The sequence below is a fragment of the Thalassobacillus sp. C254 genome (genome assembly GCF_001310615.1).
In genome coordinates this window covers 86,358-112,351 of sequence record NZ_BAXQ01000009.1, presented here as the reverse complement: position 1 = coordinate 112,351, position 25,994 = coordinate 86,358, and the positions used below count along the sequence as shown (strand labels likewise).

Annotated in this window: 26 protein-coding genes and 3 pseudogenes; 14 read left to right on the top strand and 15 right to left on the bottom strand. The window is 43.5% G+C overall.

The annotated features are described in order from the left end of the window. Positions 1-164: 164 nt before the first annotated feature. Positions 165-1,148 (top strand): hydroxyectoine utilization dehydratase EutB, encoded by a 984-nt coding sequence (gene eutB / locus JCM19033_RS10690; RefSeq protein ID WP_054636300.1) that lies wholly within the window; start codon positions 165-167, stop codon positions 1,146-1,148. 57 nt (positions 1,149-1,205) lie between these two features. Here the strand turns inward: eutB and JCM19033_RS10685 are convergent, their stop codons facing one another. The 4 genes and pseudogenes from JCM19033_RS10685 to speE form a co-directional block, all read right to left on the bottom strand. Further along, entirely contained in the window at positions 1,206-1,394 is a 189-nt protein-coding gene (locus JCM19033_RS10685) for a hypothetical protein (RefSeq protein WP_054636299.1), read from the bottom strand. A gap of 193 nt (positions 1,395-1,587) precedes the next feature. After that, a pseudogene (locus JCM19033_RS10680) lies at positions 1,588-2,769 on the bottom strand (CynX/NimT family MFS transporter). Positions 2,770-3,048: 279 nt separating this feature from the next. Further along, positions 3,049-3,927 (bottom strand): agmatinase, encoded by an 879-nt coding sequence (speB, locus tag JCM19033_RS10675; RefSeq protein WP_054636298.1) that lies wholly within the window; start codon positions 3,925-3,927, stop codon positions 3,049-3,051. Between the two features lie 131 nt (positions 3,928-4,058). Further along, entirely contained in the window at positions 4,059-4,886 is an 828-nt protein-coding gene (speE, locus tag JCM19033_RS10670) for a polyamine aminopropyltransferase (protein ID WP_054636297.1), read from the bottom strand. A 351-nt stretch (positions 4,887-5,237) separates the two neighbouring features. Between speE and JCM19033_RS25655 the strand changes: the two genes are divergently transcribed. The 3 genes from JCM19033_RS25655 to JCM19033_RS25645 are packed head-to-tail and all read left to right on the top strand — an operon-like array spanning position 5,238 to position 7,071. Next, positions 5,238-5,852 (top strand): transglycosylase domain-containing protein, encoded by a 615-nt coding sequence (locus JCM19033_RS25655; RefSeq protein WP_269758129.1) that lies wholly within the window; start codon positions 5,238-5,240, stop codon positions 5,850-5,852. An 11-nt stretch (positions 5,853-5,863) separates the two neighbouring features. After that, positions 5,864-6,409 carry a hypothetical protein gene (locus JCM19033_RS25650; protein ID WP_269758128.1) on the top strand — a complete coding sequence of 182 codons (546 nt, stop codon included), beginning with the start codon at positions 5,864-5,866 and terminating at the stop codon, positions 6,407-6,409. After that, on the top strand, positions 6,358-7,071 hold the full coding sequence (locus JCM19033_RS25645; protein ID WP_269758127.1) for a transglycosylase domain-containing protein: 714 nt from the start codon (positions 6,358-6,360) through the stop codon (positions 7,069-7,071). Before JCM19033_RS25650 ends, JCM19033_RS25645 begins: the two co-directional genes overlap by 52 nt. 581 nt (positions 7,072-7,652) lie before the next feature. On the opposite strand, the gene JCM19033_RS10660 is transcribed toward JCM19033_RS25645, so the two are convergent. The 5 genes and pseudogenes from JCM19033_RS10660 to JCM19033_RS10630 form a co-directional block, all read right to left on the bottom strand. Next, on the bottom strand, positions 7,653-8,201 hold the full coding sequence (locus JCM19033_RS10660; RefSeq protein ID WP_054636296.1) for a YwhD family protein: 549 nt from the start codon (positions 8,199-8,201) through the stop codon (positions 7,653-7,655). A gap of 255 nt (positions 8,202-8,456) precedes the next feature. Continuing rightward, positions 8,457-8,958 (bottom strand): annotated as a pseudogene (locus JCM19033_RS10655) (YwgA family protein). A gap of 91 nt (positions 8,959-9,049) precedes the next feature. Continuing rightward, on the bottom strand, positions 9,050-10,345 hold the full coding sequence (locus JCM19033_RS10650) for an HD domain-containing protein (RefSeq protein WP_054636295.1): 1,296 nt from the start codon (positions 10,343-10,345) through the stop codon (positions 9,050-9,052). Positions 10,346-10,557: 212 nt separating this feature from the next. Continuing rightward, positions 10,558-11,812, bottom strand: a pseudogene (locus JCM19033_RS10640) (dicarboxylate/amino acid:cation symporter). Positions 11,813-12,063: 251 nt separating this feature from the next. Then, on the bottom strand, positions 12,064-12,288 hold the full coding sequence (locus tag JCM19033_RS10630) for a DUF1450 domain-containing protein (protein ID WP_054636317.1): 225 nt from the start codon (positions 12,286-12,288) through the stop codon (positions 12,064-12,066). A gap of 253 nt (positions 12,289-12,541) precedes the next feature. Here JCM19033_RS10630 and JCM19033_RS10625 point away from each other — a divergent pair, with 253 nt between their 5' ends. Further along, a complete protein-coding gene (locus JCM19033_RS10625; RefSeq protein WP_054636316.1) occupies positions 12,542-13,402 on the top strand; it encodes a biotin/lipoate A/B protein ligase family protein in 861 nt (286 codons plus the stop codon). Positions 13,403-13,497: 95 nt separating this feature from the next. Here the strand turns inward: JCM19033_RS10625 and JCM19033_RS10620 are convergent, their stop codons facing one another. From JCM19033_RS10620 to pta, 4 genes are all read right to left on the bottom strand, one after another. Continuing rightward, positions 13,498-13,803 carry an ATP-binding protein gene (locus JCM19033_RS10620; protein WP_054636292.1) on the bottom strand — a complete coding sequence of 102 codons (306 nt, stop codon included), beginning with the start codon at positions 13,801-13,803 and terminating at the stop codon, positions 13,498-13,500. A gap of 211 nt (positions 13,804-14,014) precedes the next feature. After that, positions 14,015-14,548 (bottom strand): PAS domain S-box protein, encoded by a 534-nt coding sequence (locus JCM19033_RS10615; RefSeq protein WP_198153480.1) that lies wholly within the window; start codon positions 14,546-14,548, stop codon positions 14,015-14,017. Between the two features lie 23 nt (positions 14,549-14,571). Then, positions 14,572-14,928 carry a hypothetical protein gene (locus tag JCM19033_RS10610; protein ID WP_054636290.1) on the bottom strand — a complete coding sequence of 119 codons (357 nt, stop codon included), beginning with the start codon at positions 14,926-14,928 and terminating at the stop codon, positions 14,572-14,574. A gap of 196 nt (positions 14,929-15,124) precedes the next feature. Then, on the bottom strand, positions 15,125-16,126 hold the full coding sequence (gene pta / locus JCM19033_RS10605; RefSeq protein WP_054636289.1) for a phosphate acetyltransferase: 1,002 nt from the start codon (positions 16,124-16,126) through the stop codon (positions 15,125-15,127). Between the two features lie 493 nt (positions 16,127-16,619). On the opposite strand from pta, the gene JCM19033_RS10600 reads away from it, so the two are divergent. The 9 genes from JCM19033_RS10600 to JCM19033_RS10570 all read left to right on the top strand — a co-directional run bounded on the left by JCM19033_RS10600 (position 16,620) and on the right by JCM19033_RS10570 (position 24,781). Then, positions 16,620-17,147 carry a TetR/AcrR family transcriptional regulator gene (locus JCM19033_RS10600; RefSeq protein ID WP_054636288.1) on the top strand — a complete coding sequence of 176 codons (528 nt, stop codon included), beginning with the start codon at positions 16,620-16,622 and terminating at the stop codon, positions 17,145-17,147. 74 nt (positions 17,148-17,221) lie between these two features. Next, positions 17,222-17,383, top strand: a complete 162-nt coding sequence (locus JCM19033_RS27420; protein ID WP_306301313.1) for a hypothetical protein — start codon at positions 17,222-17,224, stop codon at positions 17,381-17,383. 20 nt (positions 17,384-17,403) lie between these two features. After that, complete coding sequence (locus tag JCM19033_RS27415) at positions 17,404-17,610, top strand: hypothetical protein (RefSeq protein WP_306301312.1); 207 nt, start codon at positions 17,404-17,406, stop codon at positions 17,608-17,610. Beyond that, a complete protein-coding gene (locus tag JCM19033_RS10595; RefSeq protein WP_306301311.1) occupies positions 17,567-19,144 on the top strand; it encodes an FAD-dependent oxidoreductase in 1,578 nt (525 codons plus the stop codon). Before JCM19033_RS27415 ends, JCM19033_RS10595 begins: the two co-directional genes overlap by 44 nt. A gap of 56 nt (positions 19,145-19,200) precedes the next feature. Next, on the top strand, positions 19,201-19,953 hold the full coding sequence (locus JCM19033_RS10590) for an enoyl-CoA hydratase/isomerase family protein (RefSeq protein ID WP_054636287.1): 753 nt from the start codon (positions 19,201-19,203) through the stop codon (positions 19,951-19,953). Between the two features lie 133 nt (positions 19,954-20,086). Continuing rightward, entirely contained in the window at positions 20,087-20,839 is a 753-nt protein-coding gene (gene hemQ / locus JCM19033_RS10585) for a hydrogen peroxide-dependent heme synthase (RefSeq protein WP_054636286.1), read from the top strand. A gap of 191 nt (positions 20,840-21,030) precedes the next feature. Then, complete coding sequence (locus JCM19033_RS10580; RefSeq protein ID WP_054636285.1) at positions 21,031-21,456, top strand: cell wall hydrolase; 426 nt, start codon at positions 21,031-21,033, stop codon at positions 21,454-21,456. A 119-nt stretch (positions 21,457-21,575) separates the two neighbouring features. Then, positions 21,576-22,097, top strand: a complete 522-nt coding sequence (gene gerQ / locus JCM19033_RS22195) for a spore coat protein GerQ (RefSeq protein ID WP_157049841.1) — start codon at positions 21,576-21,578, stop codon at positions 22,095-22,097. A gap of 527 nt (positions 22,098-22,624) precedes the next feature. Beyond that, entirely contained in the window at positions 22,625-24,781 is a 2,157-nt protein-coding gene (locus tag JCM19033_RS10570; protein ID WP_054636284.1) for an ATP-dependent Clp protease ATP-binding subunit, read from the top strand. A 457-nt stretch (positions 24,782-25,238) separates the two neighbouring features. Here the strand turns inward: JCM19033_RS10570 and JCM19033_RS10565 are convergent, their stop codons facing one another. Continuing rightward, entirely contained in the window at positions 25,239-25,610 is a 372-nt protein-coding gene (locus tag JCM19033_RS10565) for a DUF423 domain-containing protein (protein WP_054636283.1), read from the bottom strand. Between the two features lie 42 nt (positions 25,611-25,652). After that, positions 25,653-25,943 (bottom strand): DUF5327 family protein, encoded by a 291-nt coding sequence (locus JCM19033_RS10560; RefSeq protein ID WP_054636282.1) that lies wholly within the window; start codon positions 25,941-25,943, stop codon positions 25,653-25,655. Positions 25,944-25,994 lie beyond the last annotated feature (51 nt).

Below are 25,994 nucleotides of genomic sequence, written 5' to 3'. Positions count from 1 at the left end.
TAAAAAAGTTTGGACGAGCTTTTGGGCGGGAAATGAACTGCGGATGTAATGGCTGACTTAAACGGGATCTTCGCAGGAAAAGAAACCTTTTTGGTTCAGGGAGAGGATTTTCTTTTTGAAAACAGAAAGACATTAAGTAAGAACCTATTGGCAGGAGGAATTGGATGAAGGATCTAACTGTAAGACACGTGTGGGAAGCAAAGGAGCGAATTCAAAGCACGGTTTCTTCTACTCCCCTTCTTTATTCATTGCCTTTATCAAAACGACTGGACGTCCCTGTCTTCTTAAAATTGGAGCAGCTTCACCCGACGGGCTCTTTTAAGCTTAGAGGGGCGACAAATATGATCAATAATCTAAGCGAAGAGGAAAAAGCCACGGGGGTGACAACCTTTTCTACGGGAAATCACGGGTTTGCTGTAGCGTTTGCAGCTTCTCGCTTAGGACTTCGAGCTGTCATCTGTATTTCTGAAAATGTGCCCTCATCGAAAGTGGAAGCATTAAAAGAAAGCGGTGCTGAACTTCATATTGAAGGAAAGGGACAGGACGACGCGGAGGCTGCCTGCTACCGTCTTCGGGATGAGGAAGGGTTAACGGTCATCCCACCTTTTGACCATCCCGACATCATTGCCGGGCAAGGGACCATTGGCCTTGAGATACTCGAGGAACTGCCACAGGTCACAACCGTTATGGGCGGACTGTCCGGCGGCGGACTTCTGTCTGGTGTTGGAATGGTGATGAAGGAAGCCGCTCCTGATACCCAGGTGATCGGGCTTTGTGTAGAAAAGGGAGCTGCAATGGATGAAAGCCTCCTTGCCGGAAAGCCCGTTGTTATTCCGGAACACCCTACTTATGCTGACAGCCTGCTTGGAGGCATCGGACAGAAAAATAAATACACGTACAGATGTGTGAAGCAGTATGTCGATCAAAGGTGCCGGCTGCCTGAGGAGATCATCGCAAAAGGGATGGCTTATCTTTATGAAAAGCACCGGCTGGTAGTAGAAGGCGCAGCGGCCGTCGGAGTGGGGGCTTTGCTTGCCGGAACCGTCCAGCCGACCGGGCCGACAGTTATCTTAGTCACGGGAAACAACGTTGGAGTCAAAGACCATTATAAAGCCGTCCACCCCTATATCGCGGTGCCTGGCACCTAGCGGGGTTGTAACACTACTGTAATAAAAGAAGCCATTGCTTCCGCGCAATGGCTTCTTTCACATTCCTATTTCTTTTACTTTTATTGTGTAATCGTCTGGCAATGCTGATTTCATGTCGGCACATGCCCTTTCTGCTTCCTCTTTCGTTGTAAAAATCGCATCCTGTTCTAAATGACTTGGAGAAACGCTGAATTCCTCTCCTTGATCATTGTACGCCACAACCTTATATTGAAGCTGATCTTTCATTGCTATCCTCCTTTTTTCAGTCAGAATACAACCATTATGTAAGAGATGATCCTGACCATCTCTTAAGGTTTTTTATTTCCTATTATTCCCTATTCCCTTTTTATTTAATTTTAATCTTTTAACTTTTAAGACAAAATTAATAGTATAGGCGTTTAATTCAAACAAAGAAGCTCCCTTTTTAAAGAGAGCCTCTCTACACTTGAAAGATTGTTTTGTTTCTTCCGGCGCCAAGCCTGCGACCACCATGACGACTACAATCCCAACAAAAATAAACAATGGAACAAAAGGAGAACCTGTCATATCAAGGAAAAATCCTATCAACACCGGCCCGGTAGCCGCAAAAGCATAGCCAAGAGACTGGGCCATTCCCGAAAGCTCAGCTGATTCTTTCGGATTTGCTGCCCGCAGCCCAAGCAATGTCAGAGCCAGGCTGATTGAAGATCCCTGTCCAAGACCAATCAGCATCACACTTATGGTAATAAGCACCACACTGCCGCCTGTTAGTAAGCCACTGAGACCTGCCATATAAAGAGCCCCGATAAGCCATATCAGTCCTTTTTGATTTTCAAGGCGCCTGCGAGCACAGGGATAAAAAAGGCCATCGGGATACCAGCAAGCTGCATGATAGAGACAAGCCACCCTGCTGTTGCCAGGGGCAGCCCGGCTCCGCTTAAAATTTCAGGCAGCCAGGCAATCATGCAGTAAAAAAGAAAGGATTGAAAGCCCATAAAAAGAGTGACCTGCCAGGCAATAGCCGAGCGCCATATATTACTTCCAGGAACGGCTTGAGCTTTTCTTTTTACATCAGCCTGGTTTCCTGATGACTGATGAAGCTGGGGATACCATAGGATAAGTGCAGCCAGGGCAAGAATTCCCCAGAACATCAGAGAATGCTGCCAGCCTAATTGAAATCCGTCCGCTAACGTGATGGTAAACCCGGAGCCAAGCGCTGCGAAAATAGACATGGACGCAGTGTACACACCGGTCATCAGACCGATTTTAGCAGGGTACCTGTTTTTTATAATGCTTGGGAGCAATACGTTGGCCAGAGCAATGCCCACACCGACAAGAGCTGTTCCAATAAATAAAGCAGACAATACTCCCGTGGACCTGATAAGAATACCGGCAAGTAAAGCCAGCATGCCTGCAAATATCATGGCTTCACTTCCAAATCGGTATCCCAGCTTAGGAGCAATAAAAGAAAACACCGCAAAAGAAAGAAGCGGCAGAGTCGTAATGAAACCAGCTTGTCCATTTGTAATATGAAGATCAGCCTGATTGCGCTTACTACCGGTCCCACAGCAGTAATAGCCGGGCGCAGATTAAAAGATACAAAAAGAATACCAAGGATAAGGATCACTTTGTTTGCAGTCATCCCTTTTTCAAATACTAAAGAATGATTATTCATACGTAATACTCCTGTACTAACACTTTTTCTTCTGACAAAACTATGAAAGCCTTGCTTCTATTACTCTATCACGTTATGAAAAATAGTGCTTACTCATAAATCTTTCTTTCCGCTTGTCTGAAGAAGTTCCTTACATGGACGGTATATACCGGTTCATGATTTTTATTTGCCGTTGGCGTCCCCTTTTTATGTTGGCATGAAAAAGGAGACTTCTTTCAACTAAGAAAGAGAGCCCCCCTTTGATTGTTATTTTTGCGGCCAGCCCAAAATCATTTCTCTTATAAATTTAGCGGCAGCAATTTGTGTTTTTTCACTTGCGTCATAAGCCGGTGCTACTTCTACTAGGTCTGCCCCTACCACGTTCGCCTCTGACCGTGCAATAAAATGAATGGCCTCCAGGAGCTCTTTAGATGTAATGCCTCCCGCTTCTGCAGTCCCTGTCCCAGGTGCGTAGGCCGGATCAAGTACATCAATATCAATGGTGACATACACGGGCCTTCCTTCCAGGTTAGGCAGCTCCTGTTTTAAAGGATCAGCTACGTTAAACCGGTGGAAGTGCATTCCTGATGTACTGGCGTATTCAAACTCCTCCCTTTCTCCAGAACGAATACCGAAGGAGTATACATTTTCCGGTCCCAGCCACTCGCAAGCCTTTCGGATTGGTGTAGAATGAGAAAGCTCTTCGCCTTCATAATCTGTTCGCAAATCCGTGTGGGCATCAATGTGGATCACGGTAAGATTTTCATACTTACGGGACATTGCCTTAATAATCGGCCATGTGACAAGATGCTCTCCTCCCAGGCCAATTGGAAACTTTCCATCCTTTAAAAACATGTCAATCGTTTCCTCAATCATATCAAGACTTTTTTGTGGATTTCCAAAGGGAAGCAGAAGGTCGCCTGCGTCGTGATAGGAAACATCTTCTAAATGCCTGTCTAAATATGGACTGTATTCCTCAAGACCAATGGAAGCTTCGCGAATCTTCCCTGGCCCAAAACGGGATCCCGGCCGAAAGCTGACCGTCCAGTCCATCGGCATACCGTACAATACGATATCACTTTCTTCATAAGAAGGAGAACTGGCGATAAATACTTTTCCAGAGTAGGCTTGATCAAAATTCCTGATGATAACTTCCTCCTTTGTATTGTGGTGCCTGGCACCCCATTGTGTTATTTCAGGTGAAATCCTTGCAGGACAACGATTCCCGCTGAAGCTTTATGACAAACTTGTTACAATCAGGCTGGGTGCCTGGCACCCTACTTGATGAGGTCGGAGACGAATTTAGGCAAAGCAAAGGCTGCTGTATGAAGCTCTTTTGTATAGTACTTGGTTTCAATGTCGTGGAATCGCTCCTCGGGCACATTCAACGGATCATGTTTTTTAGACCCGATGGTAAATGTCCACAAGCCACTTGGATAGGTAGGGATATTACATGTATACAAGCTTGTAACCTGGAAGATTTCTTTAACATCAGAGTAGACATTTTTCACAAGTTCACTTTGGAACCATGGGTTATCTGTTTGCGCCACAAAGATTCCATCTTCTTTAAGCGCTTTGTAAATACCTTCGTAAAACCCTTTTTCAAACAGTTTCACAGCTGGTCCCACCGGTTCTGTTGAATCGACCATGATCACATCGTACTCATTTTCGCTTTCTGCAATGTGCATAAACCCATCTCCAACTTTTACCTCTACGCGCTCATCATCCAGAGCTCCGGCAATCGTTGGCAGGTACTTTTTCGAGTACTCGATGACTTTGCCGTCAATTTCTACTAACGTGGCTTTTTCGACAGATGGGTGCTTCAGTACCTCTCTGATCGCTCCTCCATCTCCACCGCCAACCACAAGAACACTTTTAGGTTCAGGGTGAGTAAACAAAGGTACATGGGTGACCATTTCATGGTAAACAAACTCATCTCTTTCCGTGGTCATCACCATTCCGTCAAGAAGCAGCATATTCCCAAACTCTTCCGTCTCTACAACATCGAGCTGTTGATAGTCTGTTTTTTCTGTATGGAGCGTTCGTTTCACTTTCGCTGTAATACCAAATTTATCTGTTTGTTTCTCCGTAAACCAAAATTCCACTGCAAATCACCTCAACTTGAAATAGGTTCTTTCCCGCTTTCCTTCCAGGTCTTCACCCGTTCTTAGCTTTACACTGACAAAAAAGATCCCACTCAGACCCCGGTCCGGAAATTAGCATCCAGGGTAAGGGAGTTCCCTCACTAGCCGCCTGTAGTTCCTGTCTGGAATAAAGCCTTATTAAAAGCAATGGTTGAACCCTCTTTTTGTTATACCCGCAGGAAGGCAGAGAATGCAAGGTTATTTTTCACTCCTTGTTTAAAATTCTTTCAAAAAACCAAAACTAGAAATAGATTCTATCAAACAGAGAGTCTGTTATCTAATTCTTCCTGTAAGGAAAAGAGGTGTAATGGCATGGATGTCGTAACAAGAAAAAGAAGGCAGCGTCTTCAGAAGAAACGGCCGGGATTTATTCGTATGGGATTTCGTCTTACATTATTGGCAGGCATTTTTGCCATGGGAGGAGCACTGTTGGTTGTGCTTTACTCCTTAGGAGCAGGAGCTCCTCCTCTGCAGGTAGACCAGACGACAGTATTTTACGGGGAAGACGGTTCCATCATCGGAGAGAGCCAGGGGGGACAGCAGCGATACTGGGTGAACGTTGAAGAAATTTCGCCTGACCTTATTGATGCTACTCTTGCTATTGAAGATCGCAGATTTTACAGCCACAAAGGGTTTGATTTTACAAGAATCGGAGCCGCTGTGGCAGCTAACATAAAATCAGGCTCAAAGGCACAAGGAGCCAGTACGATTACACAGCAGTATGCAAGAAACCTCTTTCTTTCTCATGATAAAACGTGGTCAAGAAAGATTGAGGAAGCTCTTTACGCCCTCCGTCTGGAAATGCACTACGACAAGGAAGACATTTTGGAAGGGTATGTCAATACGATCTATTACGGCCACGGAGCCTACGGAATAGAAGCGGCCTCAAGACTCTATTTTAATAAATCGGCTGTAACTTATCGTTAGGAGAGGCCGCCATGCTTGCTGCCATCCCAAAAGGTCCTACCTATTACTCACCGTTTCTGGAACCTGAACGAGCGGAATCCCGGCAGAGAACCGTGCTTGCCGCCATGGAAGAAACAGGAATGATCACAGGAGCTCAGAGAGAGGAAGCGGAACAAGAAGCACTCCCTCTAGTAGACAGTGCAACAGTAACAGATGGCCGTACTGGCCCGTTTTTTCAGGATTATGTAAGGCAGCTTCTTGTTGATGAATATGAGCTCGACCCTCAGCTTGTGGAAGAAGGAGGACTTCAAATCTATACCACTCTGGATCCTGTGCTTCAGGAAAAAGCTGAAAACCAGCTGGCGATTGAACTGCCTGCTGATACGGAAATTCAAGGGTCACTTGTATCCATAGATCCCCGCTCAGGAGCTGTCAAAGCGATGGTTGGAGGGAAAAACTATGAACAATCCGCCTTTAACCGGGCGACGCAGGCTATGCGCCTCCAGGGTCTACCTTTAAACCCTTTTTGTACTATGCGGCTCTTGAGAACGGGTTTACCCCAACCACTTCTTTTGTGAGCGAAGAGAGTACGTTTCCGTTTAACGACGGGGAAGATGAATACTCGCCAGGAAACTTTGGAAATCGTTATGCCGATGATTTTATTACGATGGCTGAAGCTTTAGCTGTCTCTGATAACATATTTGCTGTGAAATCCCATTTATTTCTTGGTCCCGAAGCATTGATGGAAACGGCCAAAAAAGCAGGGATTGATAGTCCTCTTTCTCCCATTCCATCTCTTGCGCTGGGCACAGAAAACGTAAACCTCCTTGAACTGACTGGAAGTTACAGTCCTTTTGCAAACGGCGGTTACCGGATTGATCCTTATTTAATTGAAAAAGTGACAGATGGAGAAGGGAACGTGATTCTGGAAACGGAAACGGAGAAAGTGGAAGTGTTTGATCCTTCTTTAGCTTACATTATGACCGATTTAATGACTGGCATGTTTGATCCAGACATGGATACCTATACGACAGTAACGGGGAGATCCGTCGCGCACATGATTAACAGACCCATTGCAGGAAAAAGCGGATCTACACCAGCAGACAGCTGGATGGTGGGCTTTTCACCCCAGCTTCTTACAGGTGTCTGGGTCGGGTATGATGATAACCGCTCTCTTCACCACGGAGATGAAGGACAGTTTGCAAAGCGAATCTGGGCGCGGACAATGAATGAAGGCTAGCCGAAGAGCTGAAACTCTCTTTCTCAAGGCCGCCTGATGTCATCGAGGCAGACATTGACCTTGAGACCGGCCTTTTAGGAGCTGAAGCATGCGGCCCCTCGCGAAAAGTTGCTTTCCTTGAAGGAACAGAACCAATTAAGTCCTGTACCGAAGAGCTCGAGGAAGATGATAATGACAAGCCGGAAGGGCAGCTTGAGGATGAACTGCCTGAACAAAAAGAAAAATTCTTCGACCGCTTTATCAACTGGTTTGGTGAATAAATTTAGGTGCCTGGCACCCTGGGTAAAGCTGTAATATTTGTAATAAAACTAAAACGTGCAAGGATTCGGAAACCCTTACACGTTTTAGTGTCCTAGCTATATTGCGTGTGTGTGTAATGCTAGTTTACTTATATTTTTCCAAAAGAACAACCAGGTAGTCCATCTGTTCAAAAATCGTTCATAGTTTGCATAATTGGGGGATGGACAAAACCAGACCTATATGTTTGGTAAAGAACTGGTTATATAAATACTGCCTATTAAAAAAAACCTGTGACTTTTCTCATGAGTGGTCACAGGTTTTTCACGTTGTTTCTGCCGAAATCAGGTTGTACTCAGAGCCTGGTGGAGGTCTTCATCACTATTTTTCCACATCTCTTCACTATGACTTTGCAGAAACTCTGCTAATATTTGCTTTGACTTATCGTCCATCTTATCGACAACAAGTTTTCTTTTTAACGACCTATCCATGTTATTTACATGTTCCGGAAGGCTCTTGTAACCTCGGCGAATCTCTTTATCAACTGTCATTTCACACGCTGCTACCCCGGCGTAATACGGCTTGCCATCACGGTGGTCTACGGTCACCCACACAAGCCAGTACAGACGGCCATTTGGCACTTCTTCTTTATTCTTTAAAAACTTAATGCGTTTTTCAATCTCAGAACGAGCATGAAGAGCTCCCATATCCACAAATGCATCTCCACCCTCAGGATCGACAATAACCGGTGAAATATTATTTAAGTTTAACGTCCCGGCTCCGTACCCGCCATGACCATCCGTGGAATCACTGCTTAAAATATTAAATCCGCCGCCTCTTCGGCCGCCCATCTTCTTTATTTCTTCGTTTTTCTTTTTATCGAAAAGGTCCATGTATATAACTCCTTTCAACAGCCTTTTTCTTCTTGAGTTAATGTTTAGTTTATCATAATAGTTCTGCTTTCTACCACTCGAAGGAAAATGATTGTAAATGACTTCCACTCCTTCTGGCGCTTTTCCTCCACTGAGAGGAGGCGTTTTGCCTTTTCTTCTATTAGAAAACCGCCCGCTGTATCAGCAGGCGGTAATAGTAAGTATCAGCCCCGGTGTCTTCCCTGTCAGATTACCACAGGCAATCACAAAAAATACCTAATGTTTCAATGAATGTATATAATTATATGCTTCTTCTATATCCTCTTCAGAATAATTCTGCTTTTTCTTTAACGTAAACACCTTTTCCTTTACTTCTGCCTTAGGAAGGTCGTCAAAATAAAGAATCGTAGATACAAGCTCCAAAAACTTTGAAGGATGGGTATTCATGCTTTCTACCATCCCTTTTGCCTTTTCATTGGGCCATTCTAAAGGAAATTTCTTTAAAAAATGTTTCTCCGTCTTCTGTAAGGGCATAACGGTATTGGTAATAGCCGGCTTTCTTTTCCTTGACCTCTTTTACAAATCCCAGATTACTCAGCTCCTCCACTCTCAAGGTCAGTTCTTCAGAGTACGGACCAAACATATGGAAATTGTATCTCTCTTGAAAAGGGAGCTTCAATTTTTTGCTGATGTATACCATCTTTTGCAGCTTTTTACGTCCTACGACTTCTCCTGCGTCTTTTAATAACGCCATTACTTTCGCGTGTTCAGTCAGCACTGGCAAGCGCCTCCTCTGCCCAGATAATTCATTTCTGCCATCTATACTTGTCACTTCTATTTCCTACTGTTTCGCCTGCGAAACCTTCCTCTTATGTTTCTAACAAAATTTCTTTAATTCGTTGCTTTTCCTTCTCATGGCCTTTTGTCTCCAGAAGATCCACAGGAAAATACAGCTTGTGATCCGTTCTTTTTTTTCCTGATATGGCTTCGACTACATCTGATTCCCTCGATAACTCTCTAAGCTTCCCGTTTGGCATTAACAAATGAATAGGCATCCGCTCTTCTTCTTCTCCCGGCCGGTAAAAATCATAAGGAAGATCAGAGGAAAAATCAATAACAAGATAGTATTCCGGGTCAATTTCTGCTTTGCGGAACAGTTCTTGAAGTTCGCCCCATTCATTCATGACAAAGTTCTGGTCAAATTCCACGTATTTAAACAAGCGGCGGTTCATAAACCGCTGGCACAAATCTTTAAGTATAGCATCCTCTTCATCCTGCCAGGCTTGAAAGTAAAACAATACGACTGATTCATCTAAACGAAGGTACTCTTCTAAGGTGAGGGATTCATTAAAAAAACCTTTAAAATGGGCGGGTTCCTGTTTAAAGCTGTAGCCTTTATCATATAAAACACGTACACGACGCAATATTTTACTTAAAATAACTTCGGCGCTTCTCGTTACTGGATGAAAGTATACTTGCCAGTACATCTGATAGCGGCTCATTATGTAATCTTCCACTGCGTGCATGCCGGTATATTTTACAACAGCCTGGTCTTCCGTAGGTCTCATTACCCGAAGGATACGTTCCATATCAAAATGGCCGTAGCTTACTCCTGTATAAAAAGCATCCCGCTGGAGATAATCCATGCGGTCAGCGTCAATCTGACTTGATATCATGCTGACTACCAGCTTGTTAGGGTAGGTTTTTTCAATAACATCAGCAACCTGCTGGGGAAAATGATCCCCCATCCTTTTAAGAACCTGGTTGACTTCGGTGTCTCCTACAATGATTTTTCTCGTCCATGTTTCGTGATCCGTGTGAAATACTTTTTCAAACGAATGAGAGAACGGGCCATGCCCTATATCATGAAGAAGTGCCGCACATAAACAAAGGAGCCTTTCTTTTTCATCCCAGTGAGGCCTGCCTTCGAAGCCTTCAATAATACGGCGCATGATTTCATATACTCCCAGTGAGTGGTTAAAGCGCGTGTGCTCGGCACCGTGAAACGTGAGGTACGTTGTCCCAAGCTGACGGACACGACGCAGACGCTGAAATTCCTTCGTTCCAACCAGCTCCCAAATGAGTTCGTCACGCACATGGATATAACGGTGCACCGGGTCCTTAAATACCTTTTCTTCTTTCAACGTTCGGTTGCCCTTTCCCATGGCCTACCCTTCCTTTGCCTTCGGTCTTTTTTGTTATACCTCATTATACCTAAGATCGAAACATAGGGAAACCTGTCATTTACGGTGCCTGGCACCGAAGATGGCTGTAACATTGTTTCTTGCGCTTTTCCTTTTATATCAATAATTATTGTGAGCAAATTGTTACAAAGACTTGAGGTGCCAGGCACCCCAGCCAAAAAAAGACTCCTCCATTAGCGGGAGGAGTCTTTCGCTGCTTCGATATCGGCAGAATTCTCTTTTCTGTCTTCGGATTTTGAAACAACATAAGCACATGTTGCATCACCTGTAATATTAACCGATGTTCTGATCATATCGAGGAGACGGTCCACACCGATGATTAATGCGATTCCTTCTACAGGAAGGCCTACCTGGTTTAATACCATGGCCAGCATAATCATCCCAACCCCAGGAACACCTGCCGTGCCAATACTTGCCAATGTAGCAGTTAACACGACCATCACTAAATCTGTAAAGCCGAGCTGAACACCATATACCTGAGCAATAAACACTGTAGCTACTGCCTGCATAATGGCAGTACCGTCCATGTTAATGGTTGCTCCCAGAGGCTGCACAAAACTACTGACCGACTTTCTTACACCCAGTGCCTCCTGGGCTGTTTTCATTGATACAGGTAAAGCTGCAGCAGAGCTGGACGTACTGAAACCTAACGTCATTGCCGGGAAAAACCCTTTGTAAAAGCTTAACGGGTTTCCTTTTCCAATTAATCCAATGGCCAGGCTGTACGTAAAGACTGCATGTATAAGGAGAGCACCGATAACAGTGACAATGTACATCACCATAGAACCTAAGGCTTCTAGTCCTGCATCCCCCAGTGCAGAAGCTATCAGGGCAAACGCTCCATACGGAGCGAACTTCATAACAAGGGTTACGAGGAACATGAAGATATCGTTTCCCTGTTCAAACAGTTTGACAATTCCTTCGGTTTTTTATCCAATTTCGCAAGGGCAATCCCAATAAAGATGGCAAAAGCAATAATTTGAAGCATTTCTCCGGCTGCCATAGCTTCAATTGGATTATCTGGAATAATTTCCAGAAGCGTATCCATAATCGGCGGTGCTTCTTCTTGTTGGAATTCTTCTTCCCCGCCGGCCTGCTCCAACAGACCTTCCTGACCAGCTGAACGATATACGCCAGACTCAGGCCGATAACCAGTGCAATAGCCGTCGTAGCCAGGTAAAAGCCAATCGTTTTGACGCCAATCCTCCCCAGCTGTACCGGGTCATTTAATCCCGCTACCCCTAAAACAATAGAGATAAAGACAATGGGCACTACGAGCATCATGATAAGGTTGAGGAACAGCTGTCCCACTGGAGTCAAAGCATATGTATCAAGTGCTTCGAACACGTCAGCAGGAACAAAATTCAGCCCTAAACCAACAACGACACCTAATACCAGTGCAATTAATATTTTTTTCGTTAAACTCATAACTATATCTCCTCTCTCAAACGAGGGGTCTGTTTGCTTGCTTGGCTGCTTCCTTACTCCTAAATTCCTTATTTATAAAATTTTTAAACTTCATTGCTTACTTCAGCAGCCTGAAGCCAAACCCCTTACCAAACAACCGCTATGCGGATACAGGTATTAATAAAACAAATCATTTCCTAATCTTTCCTCTTTGTCGCTTAACAAAAAAACGGCCTGCCTTTACAGCCAAAGGACAGGTCGTTCTTGCCTATTTATGATTTCATGCGACGTTGGACTTTTTCTAGAAGCTGCTCTTCATCAGGTGCAGCTACCGGACGATTATTTACGAACGCAAAAGACTTTTTCCGGCCAGGTCCGCAATAAGATTGACAGCCAATATCTATTGTAGCCTTTGAATCAAGCTTCTTTAGCTTTGGCAGCAATGTTTTCAAATTGGTGGCCTGGCAGTCATCACATACACGAAATTCGTTAGCCATGTTCCTACCAATCCTTTCATCAGTCATTCTCCCGGAATGATTTTGCATGCTATAGTATACCACATCGTCTATTGAAAGCAATGAAAGATATTAGCATTTTATACATTCACAAGAAAAGAAGCACCTGACCTTTATAAAGTCTTTCTTGTTACAAAGCCTTGCTCATCCTCGCCATGTTATACTAAGTGAGGAGAAAATTCTTTTGCAGCAAAACAGAAGTATCCTGAAATCCATAAAAACGAGGTACCAAATGATGAATATACTAGAAAGCGCGATAAGTAATCAGTCATGGCGGTGGATCGACCATTCAAGCTCAGGCCTTCAGTTTAATGCCCTACAGTCATTTGCCATGGATGATACTTTATGTACGAGTACCGGGGAAGGAAAATCGCCTTCCGTTTTACGGGCCTGGGTTCACTCTCCTACCATTGTTCTTGGCATACAAGACAGCAGACTGCCATCGGTCCAGGCTGGAATAAACTACTTAAAAGACCAGGGGTATGACGTGATAGTCAGAAATTCCGGAGGATTAGCGGTAGTCCTTGATGAGGGCATTCTAAACTTGTCGCTGATTATGACAGAAAAGAAGAAATTCACCATCGATTATGGCTATGACATGATGTGGAAACTTATTCAAGAAGTATTTACAGATTCTCCAGGTAAGATTGAAGCTTACGAAGTCGGAGGGTCGTATTGTCCCGGCAGCTACGATTTAAGCATCAACGGACAGAAATTTGCCGGTATATCTCAGAGAAGAATTCGCGGTGGGGCTGCTGTCCAGATTTATTTATGTATGACAGGAAGCGGTGGGGAAAGAGCGGCCTTGTTAAAAAACTTCTATGATAAAGCTGCCGCAGGCGGAAAACCAAAATTTTCCTGGCCGAAAATCAAGCCGGAAGTCATGGCTTCCCTCTCTGAACTGTATGGAACTGAAATCACTGTAAATGATGTCCTTTACCGCCTTCTTACTTTTTTTCAAAACACCGGAGCGCACCTTCAAACCTCTCAGCTTACCAATGAGGAGATCCACCTTTTTGATTACCAGGTCCAGCGCGTTACGGAAAGAAATAAAAAAGCACTGGAAAGAAATAAAGATATTTCAAATCATTTATAATGAGGACGCAGGGAGTTCTATTCTAACTGGTTTGTTTACGGAAGAAGGCAGCAGCCAAGAAGCAGGAGCTGATGGTTGTTGCCAGATTCATTTAGTCATCCAAGTGGAAAAAGAAGTCGAAAGACGGTCCCTTTCCCTTCCTCGCTGTCAACTTCAATCTTCCCGTTATGGTCATTGACGATTTTATAGGTGACCATCAGGCCCAAACCGGTCCCTTTCGCTTTTGTCGTATAAAAAGGCTCCCCTATTCTTTGAAGTGTTTCTTCATTCATTCCACAGCCCTCATCCTCTACCTGGATTACTATGTCTCCCTTTTCCTTTTTAGCTGTTAACGTGATACAGCCGCCATCCTCCATCGCATCCATGCCGTTTTTAATTAAATTAATAAAAACCTGTTTCATCTGGTTACGCGTGCATTCGATCCAGCAGTCCTCTCCCAAATAAGGCTGTACCGTCACATTTCTCAAAGAAGCCTCAGGCTGCAGAACATCGATAGCTTCACGAAGAATCTCTACCAGGTTATTCGCTTCCTTTTCGCTTATTGCAGCTTTGCCAGCGTCATAAAGTCAGTTATAATTTCTTCCATTCTTTGTAGTTCTGACAAGGTAATATCTATGTAGTGGGGTTTGTTTCTTTTTCATACCTCATCAGCTGCAGGAAGCCTTTAAGGGAGGTCATCGGATTTCTAAGCTCATGAGCTACACCTGCTGCCATTTCTCCGACAACTTTAAGCTTTTCAGCTTGCATTAACCGATCTTCAAGGGTTTTTCTATTTGTAATGTCACGGTGAATCGCTAAATGTTTGCCAGGAAGCAGGTTTGCTTTTGCGACATATTCAATAATCCGGGCCGACCCGTTAGAATGCTCAATTACATATTCTCCTTTGACTTCTCCTTTGCGGTTCAGTTCCTTAATCCAGTCCTTGTTATACGTAAAAAAACTGATTAGTTTTTGCTGTACCTTTTCTTTCGTTCTTCCAAAGATTTCGCACAAGGCTTTATTAACGTCAAAGTGTACCCCCTCATTGTTAAAAAAAGACATGCCATCTGAGGCTTCATGGAAAACAGAAAAATATAATTTTGTTTTCTCACTTTCCTCTCTTTCCCCGTGCTTTCGCTTCGTTATATCCTGAGAGGTCACGATCACTTCCGTAATCTCTCCCTCTTTAATCACAGGATGTATGATTGTAAAAAATAACGATCCAGGTAAAGACTCTCAAACTCCACTCTTTTCCCTTCAAAGCCAGCCGCTAAGTATTCATTCAGACGAGCGGCAATGTGCAAAGGAAAGATTTCTTCTGCAGTCTTGTTTTCCATGTCCTTCAGCTGGACGTCCAGTTCATCATCCGCTTTTCCTCCACAATACGTAAAGACAAACGTATCCTCTTTTTTTCGGACGATACTTAATAATGAATATAATTGTTCTAAGATGAAACGGTTATCTAATAATTCCTTACTTTGAAAAGATGCACGGTCCTCATAAATGTTAGCATCCTTTACGTAACCTCTTTGCAGTTTATCATTCATAGTGTTCACCCGATTATCTTTATTGTTTATTCCTGATTCAGGGATATCACCTAAAACGTACCTTTCCTTTATTCTATAGTTTTAATATTTAGAAATAAATAATAATAGTGAAATTTATAATTAAAGTTTATTGTTTATCTTTTTTGTTTCACGTGAAACAAAAAGTCTGCCCATGTAAAATAGACAGACTTTGGTATTAATTGCTTGTTGTTTGTACTTTCTTTTCCATAATTCCCTGCATAGCTGTGATCAAAGCCAAGCTGTATACGTCATTCACACTGCATCCCCGAGATAGATCATTTACAGGTTTGTTCAGCCCCTGAAGAATTGGACCAATTGCATCGTATCCTCCCAATCGCTGGGCAATTTTATAGCCAAGGTTGCCTGATTCCAGGCTTGGAAAAATAAAGACGTTTGCCTCACCTTGAAGCGGGGAGTCAGGAGCTTTTTTCTGGGCTACTGCCGGTACAAATGCTGCATCAAATTGGAACTCGCCATCTATAACAAGATCAGGACGTGATTCTTGTGCCATATTCGTTGCTTTGGAAACCTTTTGCGTTTCCTGAGAAGAAGCTGAACCTTTTGTTGAAAAGCTTAACATTGCCACTTTAGGGTCGATGTCAAATGCTTTAGCTGTTTCAGCAGTAGAAATCGCTATTTCCGCAAGCTCATCTGCATTTGGGGAGATATTAATAGCACAATCAGCAAAAACAAACTGCTTGTCTTCTTTTACCATAATGAAGACCCCAGATGTTCTTTGAATACCTGGCTTGGTTTTGATAATTTGCAACGCCGGGCGGACAGTGTCGCCAGTGGAATGGGCAGCACCACTTACCAGTCCGTCTGCATAATTCTCATAGACAAGCATTGTTCCAAAATAGTTCGCATCTAACAGCTTTTTCCTTGCTGATTCTTCTGTTTCTTTTCCCTTGCGCCGCTCTACGAAAGAAGAAACAAGCTTATCAAAATTCACGTATGTTTTCGGGTTAAATATCTGTACGCCTTTAAGAGATACTCCAAGATCTTCTGCTTTTTCATGAATCTCTTCCTTATCCCCAACGACGATTGGTTTCACCATGTCATCTTCATGTAATTTTGATACGGCTTTTATAATCCGCTCATCATTTCCTTCTGGAAATACGATAGCCGGTTTATGCTCTTGGACCTTGGTTTTAATTTTATTAAAGAGATCGCTCACAAGCAATTCCTCCTAGTTTAAGTCTTAACACGATTTAGTCAACCTTTAGGATACTCCTCTTATTCTTAAAAATAAACCGAATTGCATAAAATAATCAAAGTATTAATTTTCTAAAGGTTTTCTTTTTTTTGCCATTCTTGTTGTTAAGCGCTTTCAGGCACTCGAGGGTGGTTATTAAATAATAACCTATATTATATTAATGCAGTTACATGAATAATAATACTATGATCACTTTCATTTTTATTAGCTGCTCTTTCCTATACCTGAATCACATTTCCTTTAGTCTTGTTTACATATTCTCTACCCTGTTTTCTCCTTTCTTAGTCTTCCCTGAATTGTTTTTTCCATGAAAGCGAATCACTTTCGCACCCCTTACTCTTCCCTATGGTAAAATGGAAAAATAACGGCAACTACAGGGAGGGGAAAAAATGAGCCCAAAAGTGGGGATGGAACCCATCAGACGCAAACAAGTCATAGAGGCTGCGAAAGCTGCATGCTTTCTAAAGGGTTTGATCACTTTTCTATTAAGGATGTAGCTGAAAAAGCTCAATTAAGCACAGGAGTGATTTACCACTATTTTAAAAATAAGCAGGACCTCTATGTACATGTGCTGAAGGACTCCTTTGGGGAAACGGAACTTATGGTTAGAGAGGCTGTGACTAAAGAGACCACCTACCGGGATAAGTTTTCTGCTTATTTAGAAGTGGTGGCTGCCGTTCCTGAGGACAACCCTGATTTTTATATCATCCTTTTAAATTACCTTGCCCAGTCCCCTTACAATGATGATGTGAAGCAAATCATTTCTAAATTCCTGATTAACCTTCAGGGCTTTATTGAAGACATTCTTCAACATGGCGTGAATGAAGGACGGCTTACACCATTAGAGCAGAAAACAATCTCCCAGATGATTACAAGCCAGGCGATGGGTCTTGCTTTTCAGGGGATGCTCCTGCCCGAGGAAGAAAGAAGCACCGTGTTAAAAGATGAATTCATAAGAATTTTCAAACAATATGTTGATTAATACCAGGCTTGTTCCTATAATGTACTTGAAAGCGTTTTTATAATGAATATTCAATATAAAACAGGAGGCTGATTATGGCATATTCATATCTCTTCTCCCCCTCTACTATTCGAGGAATGGAAATGCAAAGTAAAGTGATTATGGGGTCAATGCATGTGGGACTGGAAGGCGAAGAAAACGGTTTAGAGAAGCTTACGGCTTTCTATGTACGCCGTGCAAAGGAACATGTGGATTAATTGTAACAGGAGGAGCTGCTGTGAGCCCGGAAGGAAGCGGCGGCACTCACTTTATGTCCATATATAAAGATGATGACGTCGCCCATTGGAGAAATCTTACCGATAAAGTTCATGAAGCCGGCGGTAAAATTGCGCTGCAGCTTTTCCACGCCGGTCGTTACGCATACAAAGCCGCAAACGGACTTGATCCGGTTGCCCCCTCTCCTCTTCAGTCTCCTATCAACTGATCAGCCCAGAGAATTAACAGACAGTGAAGTAGAAGAATTAATAAGGTCCTTTTCCTCTGCTGCCAGGCGGGCAAAGGAAGCCGGCTTTGATGCTGTTGAGATTATGGGATCTGAAGGATACCTTATTAATCAATTTGTTTCTCCTGTCACTAACAAACGTACGGATCGATGGGGAGGAAATTTTGAGAACCGGATCCGTTTTTCCCTTGAAATTGCAAAAGCAGTCCGCCGTGAGACAGGAAACGAGTACCCCATCATCTTTCGCATGTCCGGCCTTGACTTAATTGAAAACAGTACCACTGAAGATGAAACGTTCTTGTGGGCAGAGAAGCTGGCTGAAGCAGACGTGGATTTGCTTAATATCGGTATAGGCTGGCACGAATCAAGGGTCCCTACTATTTCGATGAAGGTTCCAAGAAACAATTTTGTCTATATAGCTGAAGGAATTAAAGCCCACGTCCCTATTCCTGTCGTTGCTTCCAACCGAATTAATAATCCAGATGATGCTGAAGCTATTCTCAAATCGGGGAAAGCAGACTATATCTCTATGGCCCGTCCCTTCTTGGCAGACCCTGAGATCCTTACTAAAGCCAAAGAAAACCGCCTCCAGGAAATAAACACCTGTATCGCCTGTAACCAAGCCTGCCTTGACCATGTTTTTGAAGGGAAATCAGCCTCCTGTCTTGTTAATCCTGAAGCTGGCCGGGAGCTCACACTAACACTTTCACCCGCAGCCAAGGCTAAGAACATTCTTGTCATTGGAGGCGGACCAGCTGGATTGGAAGCTGCAAAGACAGCAGCCTTGCGGGGGCATAAGGTTACTCTGGCTGATAATAAAACTGAAATCGGCGGCCAGTTAAATTACTCCCGAATTGTCCCCGGAAAGTCGGAGTTTAACGAAACGATTCGGTACTACAAAGCAGTCCTCGAAAAAAGTAAAGTTGCGATCCACCTTGGTGAAACGATTGTTGAAGACCATCCCCTCGTCAAAGAGGCTGATGAAATTGTAGTAGCGGCAGGAATCATTCCCCGCACTCCTGAAATAACAGGTATAAACCACTCACACGTCCTTTCCTATCAGGATGTATTTGAAGATAAAGCAAACATAAAAGGAGCTGTTGTCATCATTGGCGGAGGCGGGATTGCCTGTGACCTTGCTTCCTTTTTATATGAAAAAGGGCATAAAGACATCTCTATGCTTCAGAGAAGCAGTCGTTTTGCGAAAGGAATTGGAAAAACGACAAGGTGGGCAACGATTCTTGAATTGAAAAAGAAAGGAGTTCAAATGCTCGGCGGCGTAACTTATAAAGAAGTTCTACCTGAAGGTGTGCTTGTCTCCATAGAGGGAGAGGACAAAATGATCAAAGGTGAAACTGTTATTACCGCCAGCGGGCAGCTTCCAAACCCTGCTCTCTACGAAGCGATCAGCCAGACAGGCAAGCCTGTACATGTGATTGGGGGAGCCAGACACGCTCTTGGCCTTGATGCAAAAAAGGCAATTCATGAAGGGACGATGACCGGTCGGGCATTATAGTAAAATGACCCCGTAAGTAAGGCGGGTGACCACGAAAATACAGGAGGAGACATATCATGAAGCAAAACACTGTCTTATACGAGAAAAAAGAGAACATTGCCCACATTACTTTAAACCGTCCGGAGGTGAAAAACGCCCTGAACCTGGACATGCATAACGAATTGTTTGATTGCTTTAATGCAGCTGCCAACGATGGAGAAGTCAAAGTGATCCTTCTTCAGGGCTCTGGAGATTCCTTCTGTGCGGGAGCTGATTTAAAAAGCGTTCCTGTAGAGGAAGACGAACTTTTTGATTATGGCCATTACCTTCGTGAAACCTATAACCGCCTCATTTTGTTTATTGCCGATATAAAAAAACCAATCGTTGCATACTTAAACGGGATAGCTGTCGGTGCCGGTTTATCCATTGCCCTGGCCTGTGATTACAGGGTAGCCGAGTACGATTCAAAGCTTGCTCTCAGCTTTCTTAAAATTGGTCTCGTACCTGATGCCGGGGCCTCTTACTTTCTCCCCCGCCTTGTAGGATTAAGCAAAGCAATGGAGCTGTCCCTTGGAGAAACCCTTTCTGCCGAAGAAGCCTATCGCATAAATCTTATCACTAAAATCGGCAATGCCGAAGATTTCGCACAAAAGCTGACTTCGGTACCTGCTGAAGCATACGGGCTTATGAAACAAAACATGACTGAAGGGTTTGAAAAAAGCCTGGCTGAAGTCCTTGAAATGGAAATCTCTGCTCAAAGTCTGGCCGGGCAGACCGAGGAACACCGCCAAGCGCTTCTTTCCTTTATGTCGAAAGGAAAGAAATCTTAATTTGCCTCCCTATCAGTGACAAGCCCTTCATTTAGAACCTGAAGCTGATCATCATAAGTGTGTGTCGTTTCGGCGAGAGAACACTTTATGGTATAGTATTCATGGATTATTCTAACAAAGGGAGTGTTTAACCGTGGCTCAAGCTTCACAAACTTTAGATGGCTGGTACTGCCTGCACGACTTCCGGACGATGGATTGGACATCCTGGAAACAAGTACCCAGTGAAAAACGCCAAAGAATTATTCATGATTTTTTAAGTATGGTAGAAGGCTGGCAGCAAGTAGAAGATAATGAAGAAGGCAGCCATGCTCTTTATTCAATCGTTGGGCAAAAAGCTGATTTCATGATGATGATTCTTCGCCCGACGATGGAAGAGTTAAATGAAATTGAAAATGCTTTTAATAAATCCGGCCTTGCAGATTACACCATTCCTGCTTATTCCTATGTATCTGTAGTGGAGCTTGGAAACTACATGCCTCCAAAGGACGGAAGCGATCCAACAGAGAACCCTGAGATCCGCGCAAGGATTTATCCGATTTTGCCAAAATGGAATCATATTTGCTTTTATCCTATGGATAAAAAGCGTGAAGGTAATGATAACTGGTACTCTCTTCCGATGGACGAGCGCCGGGAGCTTATGAGAGCTCATGGCATGACAGGACGTAAGTATGCCGGCAAGGTTAAACAGATTATTACCGGTTCAACTGGCTTTGATGATTGGGAGTGGAGTGTGACGCTCTTTGCCCATAATGTCCTGCAATTTAAAAAGCTTGTCTATGAAATGCGTTTTGATGAAGTATCCGCGCGTTACGGAGATTTCGGACCATTTTACGTTGGAAACCTCCTGGAGCCATCAAAAGTAGAATCTTTTCTTTATGTAAAATAGCTTTACCTGCCTTCCGGCCTTTTTGGGACGGAAGGTTTTTTTATTGGTTCTTATCTCTCCCCAGACCCTATGATTCCATTACTTTTTGAAAATCCATTCCCACCTCCTATTATCGAGCATATTGTATGGGAGGTAGGCATAAATTGAATCAGCGCCTATTTAGTTAACAACAACTAAAAGAGGTGAATGTAATGGCAATCATAAAAGCAAACCAAGAAGATCGGAAAATCATGGCCAGACTTATGAGGGCTGAAGCAGAAGGTGAAGGAGTCCTGGGGATGCTTTTAGCCGGCAATGTGATGGTGAACAGAGTTTTTGCCAACTGTATGGATTTTGTAGATATCCGCACCATTCCGCAAATGGCTTTCCAGTCACCTGGAGGATTTGAAGCTGTTCAGAAAGGATACTTTTACCAGCGGGCCAGAGAAAAAGAAATCAGGCTTGCAAACAGGTTAATTAATGGGGAAAGATTTCATCCCGCTGAGGCTTCATTGTGGTTCTTCAGACCTGATGCCCCGTGTCCTGATGAATGGTTTGGCCAGCCAAATGTGGGGCAATTTAAAGCTCACTGCTTTTACTCGCCCAGACCGGAAGACTGTCCAGAGGTTTATCGATAACTGAAAAAGGAGTGTGGCATATGCAACGTCATGAACAACAGTGGCAAGGTCCAGCTCAGCAACAGACAGGAGGGCACACTGGATATCCAAGTCCTCAAGCCCATGGAGGTCAGCCAGCCATGGCTGGGGGCCACCAAGCAGGCCAGCAGCCTGGAATGACGGCTGGTATGCAGCAGCCCATGCACGGAATGCAGCAGCCTATGCCTGGACAACAACAAATGATGCCTGGGATGATGCCCGGACAACAACAAATGATGCCTGGCATGCAGCCCGGGATGATGCCCGGACAACAAATGATGCCTGGCATGATGGCTCCTCAACAACAGCAGCCCGGCTTTCCTCAAATTCCAGGTATGCTTCCTCTTGAACAGTCGTATATAGAAAACATTCTGCGTCTGAATCGAGGAAAGCCAGTCACCGTGTACATGACGTTTGAACAGAATCCGGACTGGGGATCCATGGTATTTGAAGGAATTGTGGAAGAAGCAGGACGGGATCATATTGTTCTCAGTAACCCTGAAACCGGCCAATGGTATTTATTATTAATGGTTTACTTAGACTATATTGTGTTTGATGAAGAGATTGAATATGACTATCCGTTTAACGATGTCCCTCCTCTTGCCGGATATTCTCCAAGGTAGGTCGTAAAGCTCCCAGCTATGGGAGCTTTTTTATTGTTAAGTGCTCTTACGGCTATTGATTCTTATACTCCCTTTTAACCCTTTCCCATGATTTCCTCTAACAGTTGAATCCAGCCGATTCTCCTGGAACTGCAGTTGGCCTTATATTCCCCGATTCCGGTGACCCGCCGTCGCCCTGTCTCTATACCCGGGGAAAAAATTTTTGGTTCCACACTTGAAAGTCAGTAAAGGTCAAATTATAATGTATATAAGGTCAAAGTTAGTCAAAAGTTAACGTAAGGTAAAACTTAAAATCCTCCCCCTCTTTTGGAATAAACTTGGGGCTTTCCTTTTGTAAACAAGCATTATGGTCAGCATAAGTATGGTTTTATAGCTTTCCTTTGTAAGAAAAGCATAAGGATTGAAAGTCAGTTAAAGCCAAACTATAATAAAGTTAAGATCAATATTGGTCAAATTACCGTAAAATAATTCCCGTTGAATGACAAAGACACTATCAGTAAGTCATTAAATACGCAGGAGGTAATAGTATGAAAATGTGTGAGCAATGCAAACAGCGTCAAGCACAAATTGAATTGCATATGAATATAAACGGAAACAAACAAAAGCTTACCCTTTGTAATCATTGCTACGAGGAAATCAGAAACAGTATGAAACAGCCGTCAGGATTTCATCCATACGGTCAATCAAATCCTTTTGACCACTTTTTCCAAGATATCATGAAATCTAACATGGGAAGCCAGGATATACCTTCTGAAAAAGCCTCTCAAACAGGAGGCCAAGGCGGAGGCGGACTATTAGACGACCTTGGAAAAAACTTGTCACATGCTGCGAGCGCTGGATTAATTGACCCTGTCATTGGGAGAGACAAAGAAGTTGAAAGAGTTATTGAAACGTTAAACAGAAGAAATAAGAACAACCCGGTTCTTATCGGGGAGCCAGGAGTGGGAAAAACAGCGATTGCAGAAGGCCTTGCCCTTCGAATTTCTGAAGGACAAGTCCCTGCAAAATTAAAAAATAAAGAAATTTACTTGCTTGATGTTTCTTCACTAGTCGCCAATACAGGCATCCGAGGACAATTCGAGGAAAGAATGAAGCAGCTGATCACAGAATTGCAGGAACGGAAAAACGTTATTCTCTTTATTGACGAAATTCACCAAATTGTTGGCGCAGGTTCCGCGGAAGGCTCTTCAGATGCAGGCAATATTATGAAGCCTGCACTGGCCAGAGGAGAAATACAGGTGATTGGAGCTACAACTCTTGCAGAATACCGAAAGATTGAAAAAGATGCAGCGTTAGAACGCCGCTTTCAGCCTGTTATGGTTAATGAACCAACTACTGAGGATGCAGTGAGAATTCTAAAAGGCTTAAAGGAAAACTATGAAAAATTCCACAGCGTAACCTACTCTGATGACGCCTTAACAGCGTGCGTTACCCTTTCTAACCGCTATATCCAGGATCGTTTCCTTCCTGATAAGGCCATTGATCTTATGGATGAAGCAGGCTCTAAAATTAATCTTTCCTTTACAGAAGAAGATGCAGGCGACATCCGAACACGATTAGAACAGATTGCAAACGAAAAAGAAAAAGCGACAAGGCAAGAGGATTACGAGAAGGCTGCTAAACTTCGCGATGAAGAAGCCAAGCTCACCAAGCAATTAGATGAGTCAGAAAAAGAAAATAACAGTTCTTCAAATAAAGCAGCCGTCACCGTAGAAACGATTCAGGAAATTGTCGAGAACAAAACAGGGATTCCAGTCCGCCGCCTGCAAAAGGATGAACAGCAGAAAATGAAAGATCTTCCTGAGCGTTTAAACAAAAAGGTAATTGGTCAGGAAGAGGCAGTCATGAAAACAGCAAAAGCCATTCGCAGAAACCGTGCCGGACTTCGTAAAGGAAACCGTCCGATTGGTTCTTTCCTCTTTGTCGGTCCGACAGGCGTAGGAAAAACCGAGCTGTCAAAATCACTTGCCAAAGAAATCTTCGGAGATAAAGAAGCAATGATCCGCCTCGACATGAGTGAATACATGGAGAAGCATTCTGTTTCCAAACTAATTGGTTCTCCTCCTGGATATGTAGGTCATGAAGAAGCCGGACAATTAACCGAACGTGTCCGCCGCAAACCATATAGTATCATTCTTCTTGACGAAATTGAAAAGGCTCATCCAGATGTTCAGCATATGTTCCTTCAAATTATGGAAGACGGGCAGCTGACAGATAGTCAAGGACGAACAGTAAGCTTTAAAGACACCGTTATTATTATGACTTCCAATGCAGGCTCAAGCGTTAAAAAAATTACGGTAGGCTTTGGCAGCAAAGATGAAGCTGAAGCAAAGGTTATGGAAGGACTAACAGATTACTTTAAACCAGAATTCCTAAACCGCTTTGACAGTATTATAGGCTTTAAAGAATTAACTCAAGAGAACCTGGTTGCCATAGTTGATCTAATGCTTGCTGATATCGTTGAAGCAGCAGTTGAACAGGGAATTACTCTTCATATCAGCAAAGAAGCCAAAGAGCTTCTGGCAGAGAAGGGGTATGATCCTGCATACGGAGCCCGTCCTCTTCGCCGCGTCATTGAAGAAACAGTAGAAGACGGAATCGCTGACTTAATGCTTGAAGAAGATCTGCTTACAAATATTAAAGTCATCATAGAAAACAATGAGGTCTGTGTTAAAAAACAATAACAAAAAAGGGTTTCCTGCACCATCAGGAAGCCCTTTTTCTCTTATCAGTCTGAATTAGATAAGTTAGATAATTATTAAATTAAAAACCCTTCTTCCCCCTACAGACGGACGCTATCCACGGGCAACGCTTCAGCTTCCTCGGGAACATCGCCCTGCGGGATCTTCAGCTGTTGCTTTTCCCGTTGGAGCCGCCGTCTTTCGGTTAAGGAAATCATAAGTTTACTCTTACTATACTTTTCATAGAAGACTGTAAACCTGTCTCTTTATGTACGTTTTTTCTTAATAAAGTAATACTAGATAAGTTTGGGAGCAGCCAGGGAAAAGTAATTAGGGATAAATACCTTTTGCAGACACAGTACAATTCACTGTTTTCATTACCGCCAGGGGAGCGGCTAAGAAGGATCATGAATGTGAATGAAATGAAGAGGGCTTCCTGCACCATCAGGAAGCCTTTTTCTTATGCTCTTATTACATGGACTACAAGCAGAATCCAGGAAATAATAAATGCCATGCCGCCAATAGGGGTAATTGCTCCAAGCCAGGACATGCCTGTAAACGTCATTGTATACAAGCTTCCAGAAAAAATAACAATCCCTGCGAACATCACCCAACCGGCCCATGCTAACAAGGCCGATTCTCCTGCATACGCGGCTACCAGCCCGATGGCTAAAAGGCCCAGTGCATGCATTACATGATACTGAACGCCAGTTTGATACACTTCCATCAGCCGGTCAGTAACCCTTCCTTCTAATCCGTGAGCTCCAAACGCCCCTAATCCTACAGCTAAAGCCGCATTTATTGCGCCGAGTATTACAAATATCTTCCACATTCCTTGTCACCTTCACTTCTTTTTACTTTATTGCAGCTATTATTAGAATTCAAGGAGGCTTCCTTCAGAGGACGGAGTTTCCCCTGGCTTCTTTTGTTTAGGAGGGGAAACCGCCTGGCTCTCACTCATCAAGGGTTTTTGAATGGTCTGATAGTTTTTTGGGGGCAATGAATGATTGCTGAACGTTTCTTCCTCGCTTTCTAAAAGGAGATCACAATATGCTCGAATGAGACGAGCATGCTCTTTTATCGCTTGTTCATCTTCCCCGCGCTCTTGCAAGCGAGCGGCTTCTGTTTGTATTTTATGGATAATGGTGTGAGCTGAAATATTCACTCTGCTCACCTGCCCTTTCTATTTTTGCCTTATTATAACATAGGAAAGTGA